The following is an 18,246-nucleotide window of genomic DNA, read 5'->3' as shown; positions in this document are numbered from 1 at the left end:
ATGAACCGGGGGGGGGCAGAAGCCCCGAGGGGCTTTGTCCAGGAGACGGGCCGCGGAATCAAGCCACGTCTTCAAGACGACCGCCCTGAAACCGTGCCCGGCATGTGGGTTTGTCCGCCGGGACACGCAAGAGGCGATCGTCAGAAGGACGCGGCCGGGTCATCGCCGCCGGCGAAGACCTCCGGGTCCAGGCTGTCGTCGAACAAGCCCCCAAGGGTTGGCGCGCGCGGGCCATCGGTGTCGCCCTTGGGGAAACGCCATGTGTTTTTCCCCGCCGCCTTGGCGTCCTCCAAGGCCCGGCCGGCCCGGCCAAGAAGAGGGGGAGCCTCCAGGGCATGCACCGGCACCAAGGCCACGCCGATCGAGGCGGTTACCGTGAGGGGGCCCGAGCCCAACAGCACCGGCCGGCTCAGGGTCTCGTGCACCCGCGCCACCACGTGCCGGGCATCGTCAAGACTGCCCAGGTCGTTGAGCAACAGGGCAAACTCGTCGCCATCGAGCCGGGCCACCGTGTCGGAGTCGCGGGCACAGGCCATCAGCCGCCGGGCCAGTTCCAGCAACACGAGGTCGCCGGCATCATGGCCGCGCGTTTCGTTGACCAAGCGGAAATCATCAAGATCGACGATCATCAGGGCCATGATCCAGCCCGAGCGCATGGCGATCGCTACCGCCTTTTGCAGCCGGTCCCGGAACAAGACGCGGTTGACCAGACCGGTCAAGCCGTCGTGGGTCGCTTGGTGCAACAGGCGCTCCTCGTCCTCCTTGAGCCGGGTCACATCGGTGAGCGTCAAGGCCAGCCCCGGCGCGTCGGCCTCGGCGGCGAGGGGGGTCAGTCCCAGGCGCAAAGCCAGCCGGGCACCATCGGGGCGAGTGTGCCAGACTTCGGCGCACCATGCCCGGCGCTCGCTGAACGCGCGGCCGAGGGCCTCGTTCTGTTCGGGCGGACACGACAGCACCGCCGGTCCCGGGGCTCCCACCAGGGCCTCGGTACAATGGCCCGTAAGGGTGGCGAAGGCCGGATTGACCATCACCACCGTGCCCTCGGCATTGCACACCGCCACGCCCTCGCTCGTGGTGTCGAGTAAGGCGCCGGCGAGGCGCAGATCAGCCTTGGCCCGCTCTTCCTCCTGCTCCATGGCCCGGCGCTGCGAGATATCGCGCACACTGACGATCAGCAAGGGGCCGCCCCCCTGGGATAAGGCACTGACCGTCACGAACACGGGGAAGCCGCTGCCATCGCCGCGCCGCCCGGTGTGCTCGCCCGTGCGTCCCAGGTTTCCTTGAGCGTCCAGGGTGCTTGCCCAGGCCGAAAAGCCGGGGATGACGGTGTCGGGAGCCGTGCCCATCACCCGGGCCGCGTCAACCTGGAATAAGCGTTCGGCGGCAAGGTTGAAGGCATCAATGCGCCCGTCGCGGCCCACCGTGAAAATGCCCTCGCCCACGTGGGCCAGGATGGCCGACAGTCGGGCCTCGCGCTCGCGGACTCGCTCCAGGGCCCGCTTGCGTGCGGTGATGTCCCGCGCCTCGATCATGTAATCGTCATGGTCGCCCAGCCGGGTAACGCGGACTTCGGCATCCAAGACGCGGCCCGTCAGGGTCATCAGTCGCACGGGAACCTGCCCCACTTCCCGCGCCAGCAGGTCAAGGCCAGAGTCGAACAAAGGCTGGTAATCGGGGGCGGCTAGGGTTGCCACCGCCAAGCCCAGGGGGGTCGTCCCTGCTCCCGCCTCCAGAAGCTCAAGACCCGCCCGGTTCATGAAAACCACATGCCCCCCCGAAGCCAGACAGATCAGGGCCAGGGACTGGTCGAGAATACTGGACAGGCGGCGTCGTGCCTCCACCATGGTGCGGAAAATCCGTACCGGCGTCTCGATATCCCGTCCAAGGACGACCAAAATCGGGGCTCCGTCCGGGCCGGCGCTTTCCCGGACATGCAAAACCAGACTGCTGCGGCTGCCGTCGCGGCGCTGCACGCGCACCGGAAGACCCTCGGTCTCGTCGAGCAGAACGCGCAGCCCGGGATCAATCACCGCCTGATATTCGGGGGCCAGAAAGTCCCACAGGGCCTGTCCCACGACAGCATCGGGATCGCCGCCTGGGCCGGCCAGAAGGCGTTGCCCCGCGGGGTTGATGTCTTCCAGGCGACCCTCGCGGCATATGCCCATCAGGTTCTGGCTCATCGCGGCAAAATCTTCCAGAACCGGGCCGTCAAGCCCGCTCTGGATCCGCGCACTGCTGGCCTTGCTTTCCAAGTGTGCTTCCATTCCCCGCCTCCGGCGGTTTCCTCCGCCTTCCTCTTCGGCGAACGATAGCAGAAGCCGGGCGTTTCCCGAGAAAAATTCCGCACCTCCCGGGTCAAAGCATCACGGGGCCGGGGGCGTTTGCGACGGCTGGCGCGGCCAAGGCCGATCTCCCCCCATGGGCTTCAGTTCCCTCTTCCTTTTTGCCTCCTTCCCCTCCTTCTTCCCTGGGGGAAGTCTTCTTTTTGGTTGAAAAACAGGCGCGAATGGCGGCTACTCATGGAAGTATGCGTGCCCTCGCGAGAAAGGGTGACGAGGCGGGAGAGGCTGGTGGACGTCCTGTTGTCGAGGTGCGATCGCGATTTGCTTCCCCTGCCGGGAACCATCCAGCCCCATGGCCATCTGCTGGTCGTCGATCCGCTCGAGGATGTGGTCGTGCGTGCCTCCGCCGCCATCGGGCTCGTCGCCGGGGGGCCTGGGCGCACCGTGCTCGGTGCGTCACTCGATACCGTCCTTGACGACGCATCCGCCGCCCGCTGCCGTGCCCACGCCCAGCGGCCCGATAGCCCCCCCCTGATCGATCCCTTTGCCGTGCGCGGGCGATCGGGTCAGTCCTTCGAGGCCCTCGTTCATCTTGGCGATCAGGGGCTCGTCATTGAGCTTTGGCCCACCCCGGCCTGGGGGCGCGGCGAGGGTGGTCTGGGGCCCTTGCCCTCGGCCATCGGTCACGCGGCGCGCGCCGACAGCATCGAAGCCCTGTGTGCCCGCGCCGCCGACACCTTGGCCGATCTCACCGGCTATGAGCGCGTCACCGTCCATCGCTTTACCGAAACCTGGGACAGCGAGGTTGTCGCCGAGGCCCGGCGCGGCTCCTTGCCGTCCTATCTTGGCCAGCGCTTCCCCTCGGGCAACCTCAAGCCCTCGGCCCGGGCCCTGTTCACCTGCAACCCGGTGCGCCTCGTACCCGACGTCGCCTACCGTCCGGTCGATGTGTTGGGCAGTCCCCCCGGCGGCCCCGCCCTTGACATGACGTACTGCACCTTGCGCGGCATCAGTGCCCGCCAGCGCCGCTATCTCGACGCCTTGGACGTCCGCGCCGCCCTCAGCGTCGCCTTGATGGTCGAAGGCAGTTTGTGGGGCCTCATTGCCTGCCACCACGCCCAGCCCCTGTCCCTGTCGCTGGCCGTCCTTGGTGCCTGTCAGGTCTTCGCCGAAACCGTGGCCCAGCAGATCTTTCGCCTGGAAAATCGCAGCCGCGCCCGCGCCCGCGCCCGGGTCGCCGCCGTGGTCGAGGCCGTCTCAGGCCAACTCGCCCAGCGCGCCGGCATGGCCGAGGCCCTGACCCGCGTTCTCGGCGAGATCGAAGGCCTGTTCCAGGCTAACGCCGCCGTCGTGGCTCTCGATGGCCGCCAGGGAACCGTGAGCGGCCCCCTTGATGGCGCCCCCGTGGAGGTCGGTCCCGGCCAAAAACTCCTGGTCAGCGATCAGCGCCCCGCCTCCTTGCGCATCCCCGACCCCCTGGCCGCCGACTACACCGGCATCGTGTTCCTCCCCCTCTCGGAAGACGCCGACAAGGACTTCCTGCTGCTCGGCCGCCCCGAAACCGTGCGCATCCTCGATTGGGTCGGCCATCCCCAGGACCAAGCCCCCCCCGTCGCCGACGACAGCCCCGACAGCGACGATCCCCTCCTACCCGCCTTCGGGGTGTGGCACCAGGAAGTGCGCGGGCGCAGCCTGTCCTTCTCCCCCCTCGATCGCGAGGCCGCCGAGACCTTGCAGCTCTTCCTGGCCGAGCGTCTGGGCGAGTTGCGCCGGCGTCAAGCCGTCGATGCCCTGGAAGAAAGCCGCCAGCGCCTGCGTCACCTCGCCGAGTGTTCCTCCGACTGGTTCTGGGAAACCGACCCACACGGCACCGTGACCAGCGTCTCCGAACTCCTCAAAGGACTGGGCGACCTGCGCGCCGAGGAACTGATCGGCCAGCGTTTCACCGAACTCCTCGGCTCGGGCGACGACGCCGGCGACGAAAGCGAAGTCGGCGATATCGATGTCGCCCTCAGCCAGGGCCACGCCTTCCACGGCCTGACCGCCTTGTTGCAGATTCCAGGGCGCGGCCAGTGGTGGGTCCGTCTCTCCGGCGTTCCCGTTCTCGATGCCAGCGGCGCCGTGCTCGGCTTCCGAGGAACCGGCACTAACGTCACCCAACTCAAGGCCCTGCAAGAAGAACGCCTGCGCGCCCAGCGCCTGGAAGCCCTGGGGCGCATGGCCAGCGGCATCGCCCACGAAATCAACAACGTCCTTCAGCCCATGCTGACCATGTCCTACTATGCCGGCAAACGGATCGACGATACCGCCTTCGTTCAGTCCGCTCTCGCCGATATTGAGGAAAGCGGCCTGCGCGCCCGCGAAATCGTTCGCGCTATCCTCGCCTTCGCCCGCCAGACCCCCTCACGCCGCCAGCCCATCGACATCGCCCGCGAACTCGGCAAAGCCGTCGAGTTCGCCCGCAAAGGCATGCCCCACCTGCGCGTCGTCACCGACATCGAACCCACCCAGGCCCAGGTTCTCGCCAACGTTACCGAACTGTCCCAGGTGATGTTCAACCTCCTCGCCAACGCTAACGACGCCATGGAAAGCCGAGGGCGCGCTACCGTCGCCCTGCGCACCCAGGCCGAAGTGCGCCGAGTGCGTATCACCGTGCGCGACGAAGGCCCCGGCATGGACCTCGATACCCGCAACCGTATCTTCGACCCCTTCTTTACCACCAAGCCCGAAGGACGCGGCACCGGCATGGGACTCGCCGTCGTCCACGGCCTCGTCGAAGCCTGGGGCGGGACCATTGGGGTTGAAAGTGCCCCCGGATTGGGTACAACGTTCTGGATCTCGCTGCCCGTCACCAATGCCCAGCAAACGGAACCCCGATGATGCCGTCCCCCCTGTCGCTTCTGGTCATCGACGATGATACCGAGATTCGCAAGGCCGTCCGTTTTGGCGCCGAGGACCTGGGGTGGACGGTCATCGAGGCCGGCGACGGCGAGGAGGGGATGCAGGTTCTCAGCGAAAAATCCGTCGATCTCGTGGTTTCCGACGTCTGGATGCCCAAGATCGACGGCATCGCCTTCATCAAATCCGCCCTCGAAGCCCGCCCCGATCTGCGCGTCCTCGCCGTTTCCGGGGGCGGCATGGCCCCCGCCGCCCTCAGTCTCAAAATGACCGAGATGTATGGCGCCCTCGATATTCTCTACAAGCCCTTCACTCCCCAGGAACTGACTGAGAAGCTCCAGGCGCTGGCCCGGCGTGGGTAGGGGAGAGAAAAAAGGAAGGCTGGGGAGGCGGGGCCCCCCAGCCTTCCTTTTTCCGAGGAGCCTTACCCACGCTCGGGCCTTTAGGGCGCGTAGCGGCCGGCGATCAGGAACTCGACGTTGCCATCGGGGCCAGTGATCGGGCTGGGGGTGACGCCAAGAACGGTCCAGCCGGGGAGGGCGGCGAGCCATGTGGTGATGGTGTCGCAGACTTCGGCGTGAAGGGCCGGGTCGCGGACCACGCCGCCTTTGCCGACGTTGCCCCGGCCGACCTCGAACTGGGGCTTGATGAGGGCGACCAGGATGGCCTCCGGGGCGGCGAGGGCCAGGGCGGCAGGGAGCACGGTGCGCAGGCCGATGAAGCTGGCATCGCAGACGATGGCGTCCACCGGCTCGGGAACCTGCTCGGCCGAGAGGTAGCGGGCATTGAAGCGTTCGAGCACCACCACCCGGGGATCTTCGCGCAGGCGGTGGGCCAGTTGGCCGTAGCCGACATCCACGGCGTAAACCCGGGCGGCGCCGTGGGTCAGCAAGACATCGGTGAAGCCGCCGGTGGAGGCGCCGACGTCCAGGCCGACGCGGCCCGTGACGTCGAGGCCGAAGTGAGACAAGCCGCCGGCCAGCTTGAGGCCGCCACGCGACACCCAGGGGTGATCCTGGCCGCGCACGGTGAGGGGGGTCTCGTCGGTGACGGGCTGGCCGGCCTTGTCGAGGCGCTTTTCGCCACTAAAGACGAGGCCAGCCAGGATCAGGGCCTGGGCCCGGGAGCGGCTTTCGACCAACCCCCGGTCCACGAGGGCCTGATCCAGGCGGGTGCGCGCCATGGTCTCAGGCCCGGGCCTCGGCACTGAGGTCGCGCCCGAGGGCGGCGAGCACGGTGTCGAGGATAGCCGAGGCGTCGATGCCGGCCTTGGCGCACTGGGCTTCCGGGGTGTCGTGCTCGAAGAAGCGATCCGGGATACACAAGATGCGGGTTTTAAGGCCGTTGTCGAGCAGGCCTCGGTTGGCGAGGCCGGTGACGACCAGGGAGCCGAAGCCGCCGATCGAGCCTTCCTCGACGAGGACCAGGACCTCATGGGTGCGGGCCAGACCCTCGATCAAGTCCCAGTCCAGGGGTTTGGCGAAGCGGGCATCGGCGACGGTGGGCGACAGGCCCCGGGCGGCCAATTGCTCGGCGGCGGCAAGGCAGTCGTGCAGGCGGGTGCCGATGGAGAGTAGGGCGACGCCCTTGCCCTCGCGCACCACGCGGCCCTTGCCGATGGCCAGGGGCTCGGGGGCGTCGGGGATCTCGACGCCAACGCCTTCGCCGCGCGGGTAGCGCAGCACGGTGGGGCCGTCGTCATACAGGGCGGCGGTGGCGACCATGCGAGCCAGTTCGGCCTCGTCGGCGGCGCACATGATCACCAGATTGGGGATGCAACCTAAGAAGGCCATGTCGAAGACGCCGCCATGGGTGGCGCCGTCGGCGCCAACGAAGCCAGCCCGATCCACGGCGATCCGCACGGGCAGGTTCTGCAAGGCGACGTCGTGGACCACTTGGTCAAAGGCGCGTTGCAAGAAGGTGGAGTACATGGCCACGAATGGCCGCAGGCCCTCGCAGGCGAGGCCGGCCGCGAAGGTGACGGCGTGCTGTTCGGCGATGCCCACGTCGTAGGTGCGGTCAGGGAAGGTCTCGGCGAACTTGTCGAGGCCGGTGCCCGAGGGCATGGCGGCGGTGATGGCGACAATCCGCGGGTCGCGGATGGCCTCCGTCAGCAGCGACTTGCCGAAGACGTTGGTGTACGAAGGCGCCTGCGGCTTGCCCTTGTCTTGAACGCCGGTCACAATGTTGAAGCGCGAGACGCCGTGATACTTGTCGGGGGCCGCCTCGGCCGGGGCGTAGCCCTTGCCCTTGCGGGTCACGACATGGATCAGCACAGGGCCGTCGCGGCGGCCGTCGCGGACGTTGCGCAGCACGGGCACGAGGTGGTCCATGCGGTGGCCGTCGATCGGGCCGACGTAATAGAAGCCCAGTTCCTCGAACAAGGTGTTGCCGCCGGTCATGATCGAGCGGGCATACTCCTCGGCGCGACGGGCGGTGCGCTCCAGGGGCGGCGGCAGGTGGGAGGCCACCTCCTTGGCGAGATCGCGGATCGACAGCCAGCTGTTGGAACTGAGCAGGCGCGACAGATAGGCGCTCATGGCGCCGACCGGCGGCGCGATCGACATGTCGTTATCGTTGAGGATGACGATGAGGCGCGACTTCATGGCGCCGGCGTTGTTCATGGCCTCGTAGGCCATGCCGGCGCTCATGGAACCGTCGCCGATCACGGCGATGACAAGGCGGTCATCGCCCAACAACTCGGCGGCGGCGGCCATGCCGAGACCGGCCGAAATGGAGGTCGAGGAGTGGCCGGCGCCGAAGGGGTCGTAGGGGCTCTCCTCGCGCAGGGTAAAACCCGAGATGCCGCCGCCCTGGCGCAAAGAGCGCATGCGCTCGCGCCGTCCGGTGACGATCTTGTGGGGGTAGCTCTGATGGCCCACGTCCCAGATCAGCCGGTCCTCGGGGGTGTTGAACACGTGGTGCAGGGCGACGGTCAACTCGACCACGCCGAGGCCGGCGCTAAGATGCCCCCCGGTGTGGGAGACGATGTCGATCATCTCGGCGCGAACTTCGTGCGCCAATTGCTCCAGTTGTGCCGTCGTCAGTCTCCGGATGTCCGCCGGATCCCGGAGGGTATCCAACAGCGGCGTTTCGGGCGTGGTGCTCACGGGGTGGGACTCCTGGAAGCATGCGAGAGGGGGAAGGGGACCGGGCGCGACACAGGGGATTCTCAGCTCTCGCGCTCGACCACGAAACGCGCAACGTCGCGCAGAAGGTCGGCTTTCTCGTCGAACACGTCGAGATGGCCCACCGCCTGACGGGCGAGAGCCTGGGCCTGATCGCGGGCGCGGTCTAGCCCCAGGAGGGAAACAAAGGTGGACTTGCCGGCCGCCTGATCCTTTCCGGCGGTCTTGCCCAGGGTCTGGGTGTCGCCCTCGACATCCAGGAGGTCATCGGCAATCTGGAAGGCAAGGCCAAGGTCATGGGCATAAGCGGCCAGGGCCTGACGCAGCGGGCGCGGTGCCTTGCCCAGGATCGCGCCGGCGACGCAGGAGAAGCTGATGAGGCGGCCGGTCTTCATGGTGTGCATGCGGGTGATGGCGGCCACGTCCTGAACGCCGTTCAAGAGGCCGCGCTCGGCCATCAGGTCGATCATCTGGCCGCCGACCATGCCGCGCGCGCCCGAGGCCAGGGCCAGTTCCAGCACGAGGTCGGCGCGCACCTGGGGATCGGCGTGGGTGCCGGTGAGGGCCAGGACCTCGAAGGCCTTGGTCAGCAGGGCGTCACCGGCCAGGATGGCGGTGGCTTCGTCGTAGGCGCGGTGGGTGGTGGGGCGGCCCCGGCGCAGGTCGTCGTTGTCCATGGCCGGCAGGTCGTCGTGGACCAGGGAATAGCAATGCACCATCTCAATGGCGGCGGCCACGTTGAGGGCGCAGGAGCGCCCGACCGTGAAAAGCTGGGCCGACTGGAGGACCAGGAAGGGGCGCAGGCGCTTGCCGCCGTCGAGGCTGGCGTAGCGCATGGCCGCGACGACCCGGTCCTCGGGGTCGCCGCTGGTGGGCATCAGGCTGTCCAGGTGCTCGTTCACGGCCTTGGCCTCGGCGGCCATGGTATCCTTCAAGCGGCTCACGGTCCTTGCTTCCCTTGTCATAAAAAAAGGCGTTGGCGCTCGGCGGTCAGGGCGTGTCACCCGGCGTCGAAGGGGCGGGCAACGGGCTCGCCGTCCGGGCCGGCGGCAATGCGTTCGACGGTCATGCGCGCTTCGTTGAGACGCGCCTCGCAGTGGCGGCGCAGGGCGACCCCGCGCTCGTAGGCGCCGACGGCTTTATCCAGCTCGACGGACCCTTGTTCCAGGTCCCGCACGATGGTTTCCAGTTCGGCCAGGGCCTGCTCAAACGACAGGGAGCCGAGGTCGGGGGGGACTGGCGGGCGGGCAGGGGAGGAAGTGGCGGTGGTGGACATGCGGCCCCGAGGCTGGTGGAAAGGGCGKGATTGTAGCGCCTGCCCGCCCGCCCGGCAACTGGCGCCGTTCGGGACGAAACCAAGCCCCCTGACTGGAGGGGGCTGGGGAGGCTCGCCTCCCCAGCCTTCTCTTTGTTCTTTTTCTCAGTGCTCCATCAAAGCCCGCACATGCACCGCCACACACGACGCCAACGCGGTGAGGTCGTACCCCCCCTCCAACACCGAAATGACCCGGCTCTCGCAGGTGCGCTCGGCAATGTCCATGATCTGCTTGGTGGCCCAGGCGAAATCGGCGACCTTGAAGTTAAGGTCGGCCATGGGATCCATGGTGTGGGCATCGAACCCGGCGGAGATCAAGATCAACTCGGGACGAAAGGCCTCCAGGGCCGGCAGCAGGCGCTCGGTGCAGGCGGCGCGAAAGGCATCGCCGCCCGAGCCGGCGGGCAGGGGGCAGTTGACGATGTTGTTGGCCGATCCGGTCTCCTCGACCTTGCCGGTGTAGGGGAAGGCGTTGGCCTCATGGGTAGAGGCAAAAAACAAGTTGGGGTCATCCCAAAAAATGTGCTGGGTGCCGTTGCCGTGGTGCACATCCCAGTCCACAACAGCGATCCGCTCCACTCCCCACTGGGCGCGGGCGTGGAAAGCGCCGACGGCAATGTTGTTGAACAGGCAAAAGCCCATGGCCGTGTGCAGTTCGGCATGGTGGCCGGGCGGACGGATTGCCACAAAGGCGTTGCGGGCGGCTTTGCGCATCACTTCGTCCACCGCCAAAATCACGCCGCCGGCGGCGCGCAAGGCAGCTTCGCCCGACTCTGGTGAAATCAGGGTATCCGCATCAATGTGGTGATGGCCTTCGCGCGGCACCGCGTCCAAAATGGCGTCGATGTGCGAGAGGGGATGGACGCGCTGAAGCTGGTCGCGGGTGACGTGGGGCGCCTCCACCCGGTCCAGGAGCATGAAGTCCTCGCCTTCCAGGGCCCGCTGGATCGCTCGCAACCTTTGCGGGCTCTCGGGGTGGAACGCCCCTGGATCGTGATCGATACAGGCATGGTGCGACACCAGCAGTGTGGACATGGAGGCCTCCCGGGCATTCGTTTTTGGGTCTTGGGCGTCTGACCTGCCTTCTTTTATTTCAGCTTACCCGCCCTTCGCGCAAGGGGTGCGCTTGGTTTGGGGGAATATGATCTTATGTTTAGCTTGCCCTGGGACAGGTCTGTCCGCTAGCGTGAACTGTTTGGCAGGAAAGACGCTCATGAACGCGCAGGATCAAGAGTTTTCGCTGGATATCGAGCACTTTCGCAGCAATGCCCGTCGGGGCAGCGCGTTACTGAAGGCGATGTGCAACGAGCATCGGCTCCTGATTCTCTGTCAACTTCTGCGCGGCGAGATGAGTGTTGGCAAGCTGGAGGGGATCATTGGCCTCTCCCAATCGGCTTTGTCGCAGCATTTGGCGCGCCTGAGACGCGACGAGTTGGTCCAGACCCGGCGTGAAGCCCAGACCATTTATTACTCTTTGCGCGGTCCCGAGGCCCGAGCCGTTTTGCAGGCCCTGCACGACCTTTATTGCGGCGACGGCACCCGCGCCGCCCTCATCGACAGCAAGACCGGTCGCGAGACCGAGGTGGCCCACCCCTCTTTCGGCGCCTAGGAATCGAGGGGTCTGGGGAGGCCGCGCCTCCCCAGTCTTCTCTTTTTAAGGCCGGGGAGGCGCGGTCTCCCCAGACCCCTCGATTCTTGTGCTCCTCCTTTTCACGCGCGCACGCCCCGGGTAAGGTGCCGGCCATTCCATTCCTGCCAAAGAGGGACGTGTGGACATGGCCGACGACTATGTGAAGCCGGTGCTGGGCGTGATCGGGGGCTCCGGGGTTTACGACATCGACGGGTTGGAAAACGCCCGTTGGGAGACCGTGGAGAGCTCCTTTGGGGCGCCCTCCGACCAGCTTCTGTGCGGGACCCTCGATGGGCTCGACATGGTGTTCCTGCCGCGCCACGGTCGGGGGCATCCCTTGCCGCCGTCGGGCATCAACTACCGCGCCAACATCGACGCCCTGAAGCGCAAAGGCGTGACCGAGATCTTGTCGGTTTCGGCCGTGGGCTCCTTGCACGAGAGCCTGCCGCCCGGCACCTTTGTGATCGTCGATCAGTTTATCGACCGCACCTTTGATCGCGAGAAGAGCTTCTTTACCAAGGGGTTGGTGGCCCACGTTGGCATGGCCCATCCGGTCAGCGCCTGGCTGGGCGATCGGGTTGAGAACGCCCTGGCCGAGTTGGACATTCCCTTCAAGCGCGGTGGGACCTACCTCGCCATGGAAGGCCCGCAGTTCTCGACCCTGGCTGAGTCCAACCTGTATCGTCAGTGGGGCTGCCACGTCATCGGCATGACCAACATGCCCGAGGCCAAGCTGGCGCGCGAGGCCGAGATCGCCTACTGCACCGTGGCGATGGTCACTGACTTCGATTGCTGGCACCCCGACCACGACCACGTGACCGTGGACGCCATCGTCAAGGTGCTGCTCGACAATGCCGACAAGGCGCGGGCCCTGGTCAAGGCTATGCCGGATCGCCTCAAGGATCGTCCCTACCCGCTGCCCGATGGCAGCCACCGGTCACTGGACAACGCCCTCATCACTCATCCGAGCCAGCGCGACCCGGCGTTGGTCAAGGCGCTTTCGGCGGTGGCCGGGCGCGTGCTTGGGGCCTGAGGGCGTCTTGGAGGGCCGGCGCGACAGGGGTGTCGGGCCGGCGCTCCGATTGGCTGACCAATTTTAGCGAAGGAATCCCCCATGCGGGTTAACGGAACCGCTTGGCGCACCATTTGGCCCGAGGACGACGGTCGGGCGGTGGGCATTATTGACCAGACGCGCCTGCCCCATGCTTTTGAAACCCTGCGCCTGACCTCAATGGAGGCGGCAGCCCATGCCATCTCGGCCATGCTGGTGCGCGGCGCTCCCCTGATTGGGGCCACGGCGGCTTGGGGCGTCGCCCTGGCCATGGCCGAGGACGCCAGCGATACCGGCCTGGAGCGGGCCTATGCCGTGCTGGTGGCGACCCGCCCCACGGCGATCAACCTGCGCTGGGCGCTGGACACCATGAAGGCGCGTCTGGCTCCCCTGAGCCCGGCCGAGCGTCCGGCGGCGGCGCGGGCCCACGCGGCCGCGATTTGTGACGAGGACGTGGCTCTCAACGAGGCGATTGGCTCCAACGGCCTGGAGGTCATCCGCAGCCTGTATGCCACCAAGGGGGGCACGGGGACCTTCAACATCCTGACCCATTGCAATGCCGGGTGGTTGGCCACCGTGGACTGGGGCACGGCCCTTGCCCCGATCTACAAGGCGCACGACGCCGGGCTGCCGATCCATGTGTGGGTGGACGAGACGCGGCCGCGCAACCAGGGCGCCAGCCTCACCGCCTGGGAACTCAACAGCCATGGCGTGCCGCATACCGTGATCGTCGATAATGCCGGCGGTCATTACATGCAGCACGGTCAGGTCGATATGGTGATCGTCGGCACCGACCGCACCACGGCCCAGGGCGACGTCTGCAACAAGATCGGCACCTACCTGAAGGCCCTGGCCGCCCACGACAACAACGTGCCGTTCTATGTGGCCCTGCCCGGGCCGACCATTGACTGGACGGTCAACGACGGCGTGAAGGAGATTCCCATTGAGGAACGCTCCCAAGCCGAGGTGACGCGCTTGTGGGGCCGAACCGAGGACGGCGCCTTGACGTGGGTTACGGTGACGCCCAAGGGCTCGCCGGCCGCCAATCCGGCTTTTGACGTGACCCCGGCCCGCCTGATTACCGGCCTGATTACCGAGCGCGGCGTCTGTCCCGCCAGTGCCGAGGGCCTGCGCGGCCTGTACGCCTGACCTTTAGGGGACAGAGGGGTCTGGGGGAGGCTCTGGTCGCAGGCGAGGCGCTGGAGAGCGGTGAGACCGGCGAGCGGACTAAGGTCAGACACCGAAGTCCCGCCGCAGCTGAGGCTCTGGAGAGCGGTGAGCCCAGCGAGCGGACCAAGGTCGGACACCGAAGTCCCGCCGCAGCTGAGGCTCTGGAGAGCGGTGAGCCCAGCGAGCGGACCAAGGTCGGACACCAAAATCCAGGTTGCAGTCGAGGCGCTGGAGAGCGGTGAGATCGGCGAGCGGACCAAGGTCGGACACCAAAGTCCGGTCGCAGTCGAGGCGCTGGAGAGCGGTGAGCCCAGCGAGCGGACCAAGGTCGGACACCAAAGTCCAGCCGCAGTCGAGGCTCTGGAGAGCAGTGAGACCGGCGAGCGGACCAAGGTCGGACACCAAAGTCCAGCTGCAGTCGAGGCTCTGGAGAGCGGTGAGACCGGCCAGCGGACCAAGGTCGGACACCCCGCGCCCCCCCACGGTAATTCTTCTCGTCTCATCCCATCCCGTAAACCAAAGGTCTGTCAGCTTGGACAGACCTCCGATGCTGTCGGGAATCCGCTCCAGTCCCTCAATCGCCAAGTCGAGGGGGCGACCGGGGGTCCAGGCCGCGATTCGCTCCTCCGCCTCGCGGAAGGCGTCTTCCGCCCGCATTCTGCCCTCATCCGTGCCGGTCATGGTGAAACCGTCCTCGCGGCGTTACGACGTTCCGGGCGCCGACCCAACGAAACGGGCGAGCAGAACCGCGATTGTCAGCAAGGCGCCATAGAGGGGCGCGACCGACCAGCCGAACAAACCGTCGAGCAGCGTGTGGCGTCTGCGGATTTCCGCGTTCGGGGTCATCAGGAAATCGGTGGGTCCCTCGGCGAGACGAACCTGATCGTAGAGGGCGCGAAACCAGCGTTCTTGCCGGAGATATTGGGCATCGAGCAGCCAGAAGATCACCGTCAGCACCCCAGCGACCCCGGCCAGCGGGGCGGAGCGGGTGGCCACGCAGGTCGAGGCCAACACGCCGATCGCGGTGAGCGCGAATTGCTTCATCCGCGCGCTTTCCCCGGCCATCCGGGCAATCACCTCCTGGATCATGGCCAAATGCCGGATCCGCCCATCGCTGAACTCCGCCATCCACGCCCCTTTCCTGGCATCGCCAGCCGGTTAAGACACTTCAAAGAGCATTCCGCATTTTTCCAGACCGGTCAAATCCTCCGACGGAGGAAACGGGGGGAGCTTTCCGATGAGGTCGGGACGCCCCTGACCGCCCGCCCCCGTCGCAAAACCAGACGTGCCCACTTGGACACCTCCGGCCGCCTTCGGATTGATCCCGTAACGGAGAGAATTAACCACCGCCTGGGATTTCTTTCCACCTTGTCGCCCCGCGTGACGTTGACTATAGTGACTATAATGTCTTTGCCTCGGGAGACCGCGCCGATGGGAACCTGGACCGTCGCCGAAGCGAAAGCCAAATTCAGCGAAGTGATTGAGCAGGCCCGGCAGGGTACACCGCAGACCATCACCCGCAACGGGCGCAGCGCCGCCGTGGTGGTGTCGGTCGAGGAGTGGGACCGCAAGACCCGGCGCTCCGGCACTCTGGCCGAATTCTTCGCCGAATCCCCACTGCACGGGTCGGAACTGACCGTGGAACGCCGCCAGGACGGCCCACGCGAAATCGACCTGTGAGCTACTTGCTCGATACCAACGTCGTCTCGGAATGGGTCAACCCCCGCCCCGACCCCGGGGTGGTGCGATGGCTGGCCGAGATCGACGAGGACCGGGTGTTCCTCAGCGTCATCACCCTGGCCGAACTGCGCCACGGACTCGACCGGATGCCGGAGGGAGCGCGGCGCCACCGCCTCGACGGCTGGCTGACCACCGACCTTCCCCTTCGTTTCGAAGGAAGGCTGCTGCCGATCGACGGCGCGGTGGCTGATACCTGGGGAAAAATCATGGCCCGCGCCCAGGCCGGGGGCCGGCCGATGGGGCCGATGGACGCGTTCGTCGCGGCGACCGCCGAGATTCACCACCTCACCCTGGTCACCCGCAACGCGTCAGACTTCATCGTCCTGGGACAGACGATCGTCAATCCTTGGAGCCAAGCCTGACCTGATCGACCGCCTAAAGGATGCGGCGTTGCTGACGCTAGGGACAAACAAAAACGCCGCAGCGTTTGAGGCTGCGGCGTTTTTTGTTGAACTTGGTTGCGGGGGCCAGATTTGAACTGACGACCTTCAGGTTATGAGCCTGACGAGCTACCGGGCTGCTCCACCCCGCGATAAGGCTATTTGACAGTGCAAAGAGGGTTCTTTTAACAGACGGCTTTGAAGGCCTGGCGGCGACCGACTCTCCCACGCCTTAAGACGCAGTACCATTGGCGCTGAACAGTTTCACGGCCGAGTTCGGGATGGGATCGGGTGTTTCCTGTTCGCCATGACCACCAAGCCATCGAAGCCGTCTGATGATGTCGTTATGGGAATTTACAAGCGCTAGGGCCGGCCTGGCCTCTGCGCGTTTATCAAGCCGATCGGACGATTAGTACCGGTTAGCTTCACGCATTACTGCGCTTCCACACCCGGCCTATCAACGTGGTGGTCTACCACGGTCCTGATAGGGAAACCTGGTTTCGAGGGAGGCTTCCCGCTTAGATGCTTTCAGCGGTTATCCTGTCCATCCTTAGCTACCCAGCGATGCCACGGGCGTGACAACTGGTACACCAGAGGGATGTCCATCCCGGTCCTCTCGTACTAGGGACAGCTCCTCTCAAGTTTCCTACACCCACGGTAGTGCTAGACAACGTTTACAAAAGTGCTACCTTATAGATTATTTGGCAGAGTTATAAAGTTCTATATTTTTGTAAAAATCGACGTTATATAGGATAGAGAATTCCAGCCTCTGAACTCAGGTGGCGACCGGATTTTCAGGGAACTATCACTCCAATGTAATGAAAATAATTTCTGGCGCATAACAAGAACTTAAAAAAAGGAACGTTCTCCATGAATGAAAGAATAGAAAAAAATTACGAGCGAGAGATCAGAACAACCGCTGTCGATTTTTCTTTTGGGGAACTTCTTAATCTCCACAAGGAAAAAGAAATTGTAATTCGACCAGAATACCAGAGGCTATTTCGTTGGTCAACAGAACAAAGATCAAGGCTTATCGAATCAATATTGATGGGACTTCCAATTCCTCCTATTTTTTTAATTGAGAATGACGGCGGCGTCTTAGAGCTTATTGACGGCCTTCAACGGACTAGCTCAGTCTTACAATTTTTAGACAACGAAGCCATAGAACAGCCAGAGCTTACACTTAATGGGTGCGACTTTCTTACAACATTAAACGGAAAGACATTCAGAACGATCGACGTTGCGTCACGACTAAAAATAAAGAGATCCCCTATCCGCGCAACAATAATAAATAAATCTGGAGATGCATTCGTTAAGTATGAGCTGTTTAAGCGATTAAATACAGGCGGATCACTTCTCTCAGCCCAAGAGATTAGAAACTGCTCTTCCCGTATGATTGATGGGGGGACAGAATTTTACGAGCTTATTCAAAGACTATCTAAGGATAGGAATTTTTCTGAATCAACATCTCGATTGCCGGATACATCAATTGAGCAGCGCGCCAATGAGGAGCTTGTCCTTAGATTTTTTGCGCTCATAAACTCAAGAGATACTTTTAAAGGAAATATTGAAGAATGGCTAGATGGATATATGGAGTCTATTCTTTTTAAAAAGGTCAAATTTGATCACAATGAGATGGAAAAGCTATTTACCAAGACATTCTATCTGATAAACAACAAACTTAAAGATCAAGCCTTTACTCGATTCAATTCGCACGGAGAAGCCACTGGCAGACTCGCCCCCGCCTATTTTGAAGCCGTTTGCGCATCTTTTGTTTCTGACTACTCAATCATATCTAATATCAAACCTTGTACCCTCCTGTCTCGTCTGAAGAACGCCTTTGAGAGCGAAAATTTCAAAAATGCAACTGGGCCTGGGGCAAATACCATTGCAAAACTCCACAAAAGAATTGATGTGGTAAGGCGGCATCTTCGAGGTGAGAGTGATGCTTGATTATATGACTTCCGATCTTGATTGGCGGGAAGCAGAGCTGGGTTCTCTCAAGATTTTATTGGCGCGACAAGATCTGACGGACCAACAAAAAGCCGTTCTGCTCCGCGCTTCCTGGGCTTTGCTTTATGCTCATTATGAAGGATTTACGAAAACAGCTTTTACAGTATTTTACGAAAAAGTAACAGAGCGCACTCAGAATTGCAGATCGCTGCCACGAGCAACTAAAGTATTTGCCTTAGACAAGATGCTCAGGGAAATAAAAAAACTAGATCTGCCCGATTTTTTAGATAAAATAGAAAATTTTTTCCCTTCAGAAAAGCCCGCATTTCCCGAAGTTGATACCAAATCAAACCTCTGGCCAAACATTCTCGAGCAACTTCTATATGAGGCCGACGTCAAATTGCAAACTATAGATCAACACCGCGTCACCATCAAATCTTTGGTTGCACGGAGAAATAACATCGCTCATGGCAAGCAAGAAATTATAACCGAATTGTCATTGTATCGATCCCATGAGTTAGCCGTATATGAGGTTATGTATGACCTAGCATTCTCTCTGGATGAAAGAATAAAGCGCCCCCCTTATAGTATAGACCCATGGGACCATTGCCACGATCCGATTGACATGATATAATTAAAGATAATGCCGGAACAATTAGGGGCAGACCACATTTATTCTCTGCCAAGCCTGACACTCCC

The 18,246-nt window shown here is 63.5% G+C and carries 17 protein-coding genes, 1 tRNA gene, 1 rRNA gene and 1 other annotated feature; of the genes, 9 read left to right on the top strand and 10 right to left on the bottom strand.

Annotated elements, in window-relative coordinates; genetic code table 11:
* Nucleotides 1-140: 140 nt before the first annotated feature.
* Nucleotides 141-2,264 (bottom strand): diguanylate cyclase domain-containing protein, encoded by a 2,124-nt coding sequence (locus tag RSPPHO_RS07755; RefSeq protein ID WP_014414718.1) that lies wholly within the window; start codon nucleotides 2,262-2,264, stop codon nucleotides 141-143.
* Between the two features lie 306 nt (nucleotides 2,265-2,570).
* Here RSPPHO_RS07755 and RSPPHO_RS07750 point away from each other — a divergent pair, with 306 nt between their 5' ends.
* Together RSPPHO_RS07750 and RSPPHO_RS07745 are read left to right on the top strand one after the other, a co-directional pair.
* Nucleotides 2,571-5,162 carry an ATP-binding protein gene (locus RSPPHO_RS07750; RefSeq protein WP_242390602.1) on the top strand — a complete coding sequence of 864 codons (2,592 nt, stop codon included), beginning with the start codon at nucleotides 2,571-2,573 and terminating at the stop codon, nucleotides 5,160-5,162.
* Complete coding sequence (locus RSPPHO_RS07745; protein WP_014414716.1) at nucleotides 5,159-5,542, top strand: response regulator; 384 nt, start codon at nucleotides 5,159-5,161, stop codon at nucleotides 5,540-5,542. The genes RSPPHO_RS07750 and RSPPHO_RS07745 overlap by 4 nt, the downstream gene beginning before the upstream one ends.
* Before the next feature lie 80 nt (nucleotides 5,543-5,622).
* Here RSPPHO_RS07745 and RSPPHO_RS07740 read toward each other — a convergent pair whose 3' ends face one another.
* The 5 genes from RSPPHO_RS07740 to RSPPHO_RS07720 form a co-directional block, all read right to left on the bottom strand.
* Nucleotides 5,623-6,363, bottom strand: a complete 741-nt coding sequence (locus RSPPHO_RS07740; RefSeq protein ID WP_041794738.1) for a TlyA family RNA methyltransferase — start codon at nucleotides 6,361-6,363, stop codon at nucleotides 5,623-5,625.
* A 4-nt stretch (nucleotides 6,364-6,367) separates the two neighbouring features.
* Nucleotides 6,368-8,290 carry a 1-deoxy-D-xylulose-5-phosphate synthase gene (gene dxs / locus RSPPHO_RS07735; protein ID WP_014414714.1) on the bottom strand — a complete coding sequence of 641 codons (1,923 nt, stop codon included), beginning with the start codon at nucleotides 8,288-8,290 and terminating at the stop codon, nucleotides 6,368-6,370.
* 62 nt (nucleotides 8,291-8,352) lie between these two features.
* Nucleotides 8,353-9,273, bottom strand: a complete 921-nt coding sequence (locus RSPPHO_RS07730; protein ID WP_041794737.1) for a polyprenyl synthetase family protein — start codon at nucleotides 9,271-9,273, stop codon at nucleotides 8,353-8,355.
* 35 nt (nucleotides 9,274-9,308) lie between these two features.
* Nucleotides 9,309-9,584, bottom strand: a complete 276-nt coding sequence (locus RSPPHO_RS07725; protein ID WP_014414712.1) for an exodeoxyribonuclease VII small subunit — start codon at nucleotides 9,582-9,584, stop codon at nucleotides 9,309-9,311.
* Between the two features lie 144 nt (nucleotides 9,585-9,728).
* On the bottom strand, nucleotides 9,729-10,658 hold the full coding sequence (locus RSPPHO_RS07720) for a histone deacetylase family protein (protein WP_014414711.1): 930 nt from the start codon (nucleotides 10,656-10,658) through the stop codon (nucleotides 9,729-9,731).
* Nucleotides 10,659-10,836: 178 nt separating this feature from the next.
* Between RSPPHO_RS07720 and RSPPHO_RS07715 the strand changes: the two genes are divergently transcribed.
* The 3 genes from RSPPHO_RS07715 to mtnA all read left to right on the top strand — a co-directional run bounded on the left by RSPPHO_RS07715 (nucleotide 10,837) and on the right by mtnA (nucleotide 13,453).
* Complete coding sequence (locus tag RSPPHO_RS07715) at nucleotides 10,837-11,232, top strand: ArsR/SmtB family transcription factor (RefSeq protein ID WP_041794736.1); 396 nt, start codon at nucleotides 10,837-10,839, stop codon at nucleotides 11,230-11,232.
* 166 nt (nucleotides 11,233-11,398) lie between these two features.
* On the top strand, nucleotides 11,399-12,286 hold the full coding sequence (locus RSPPHO_RS07710) for an S-methyl-5'-thioadenosine phosphorylase (protein ID WP_041796869.1): 888 nt from the start codon (nucleotides 11,399-11,401) through the stop codon (nucleotides 12,284-12,286).
* Between the two features lie 81 nt (nucleotides 12,287-12,367).
* Nucleotides 12,368-13,453 carry an S-methyl-5-thioribose-1-phosphate isomerase gene (gene mtnA, locus RSPPHO_RS07705; protein WP_014414708.1) on the top strand — a complete coding sequence of 362 codons (1,086 nt, stop codon included), beginning with the start codon at nucleotides 12,368-12,370 and terminating at the stop codon, nucleotides 13,451-13,453.
* 84 nt (nucleotides 13,454-13,537) lie between these two features.
* Here the strand turns inward: mtnA and RSPPHO_RS07700 are convergent, their stop codons facing one another.
* Together RSPPHO_RS07700 and RSPPHO_RS07695 are read right to left on the bottom strand one after the other, a co-directional pair.
* On the bottom strand, nucleotides 13,538-14,155 hold the full coding sequence (locus RSPPHO_RS07700) for a leucine-rich repeat domain-containing protein (RefSeq protein ID WP_041794735.1): 618 nt from the start codon (nucleotides 14,153-14,155) through the stop codon (nucleotides 13,538-13,540).
* 21 nt (nucleotides 14,156-14,176) lie between these two features.
* Nucleotides 14,177-14,602 carry a hypothetical protein gene (locus tag RSPPHO_RS07695; protein WP_014414707.1) on the bottom strand — a complete coding sequence of 142 codons (426 nt, stop codon included), beginning with the start codon at nucleotides 14,600-14,602 and terminating at the stop codon, nucleotides 14,177-14,179.
* 276 nt (nucleotides 14,603-14,878) lie between these two features.
* Between RSPPHO_RS07695 and RSPPHO_RS07690 the strand changes: the two genes are divergently transcribed.
* Together RSPPHO_RS07690 and RSPPHO_RS07685 are read left to right on the top strand one after the other, a co-directional pair.
* Nucleotides 14,879-15,154 (top strand): type II toxin-antitoxin system Phd/YefM family antitoxin, encoded by a 276-nt coding sequence (locus tag RSPPHO_RS07690; protein WP_081581683.1) that lies wholly within the window; start codon nucleotides 14,879-14,881, stop codon nucleotides 15,152-15,154.
* Entirely contained in the window at nucleotides 15,151-15,576 is a 426-nt protein-coding gene (locus RSPPHO_RS07685) for a type II toxin-antitoxin system VapC family toxin (protein WP_014414705.1), read from the top strand. The genes RSPPHO_RS07690 and RSPPHO_RS07685 overlap by 4 nt, the downstream gene beginning before the upstream one ends.
* Before the next feature lie 93 nt (nucleotides 15,577-15,669).
* On the opposite strand, the gene RSPPHO_RS07680 is transcribed toward RSPPHO_RS07685, so the two are convergent.
* Both RSPPHO_RS07680 and rrf read right to left on the bottom strand, forming a co-directional pair.
* Nucleotides 15,670-15,746: transfer RNA gene (locus RSPPHO_RS07680), tRNA-Met, on the bottom strand.
* A 52-nt stretch (nucleotides 15,747-15,798) separates the two neighbouring features.
* Nucleotides 15,799-15,913 (bottom strand): 5S ribosomal RNA (gene rrf, locus RSPPHO_RS07675).
* Between the two features lie 82 nt (nucleotides 15,914-15,995).
* Nucleotides 15,996-16,244, bottom strand: a sequence feature (23S ribosomal RNA rRNA prediction is too short).
* Between the two features lie 220 nt (nucleotides 16,245-16,464).
* On the opposite strand from rrf, the gene RSPPHO_RS18840 reads away from it, so the two are divergent.
* The gene (locus RSPPHO_RS18840) at nucleotides 16,465-17,547 is read left to right on the top strand and encodes a DUF262 domain-containing protein (RefSeq protein ID WP_081581682.1); all 1,083 of its coding nucleotides are present in this window, start codon (nucleotides 16,465-16,467) and stop codon (nucleotides 17,545-17,547) included.
* On the top strand, nucleotides 17,540-18,181 hold the full coding sequence (locus RSPPHO_RS19820) for an MAE_28990/MAE_18760 family HEPN-like nuclease (protein ID WP_157879136.1): 642 nt from the start codon (nucleotides 17,540-17,542) through the stop codon (nucleotides 18,179-18,181). Before RSPPHO_RS18840 ends, RSPPHO_RS19820 begins: the two co-directional genes overlap by 8 nt.
* Nucleotides 18,182-18,246: the final 65 nt, after the last annotated feature.

The organism is Pararhodospirillum photometricum DSM 122 (assembly GCF_000284415.1).
GTDB classification, from domain to species: Bacteria; Pseudomonadota; Alphaproteobacteria; order Rhodospirillales; family Rhodospirillaceae; genus Pararhodospirillum; species Pararhodospirillum photometricum.
This window is presented reverse-complemented; position numbering and strand designations above follow the sequence as displayed.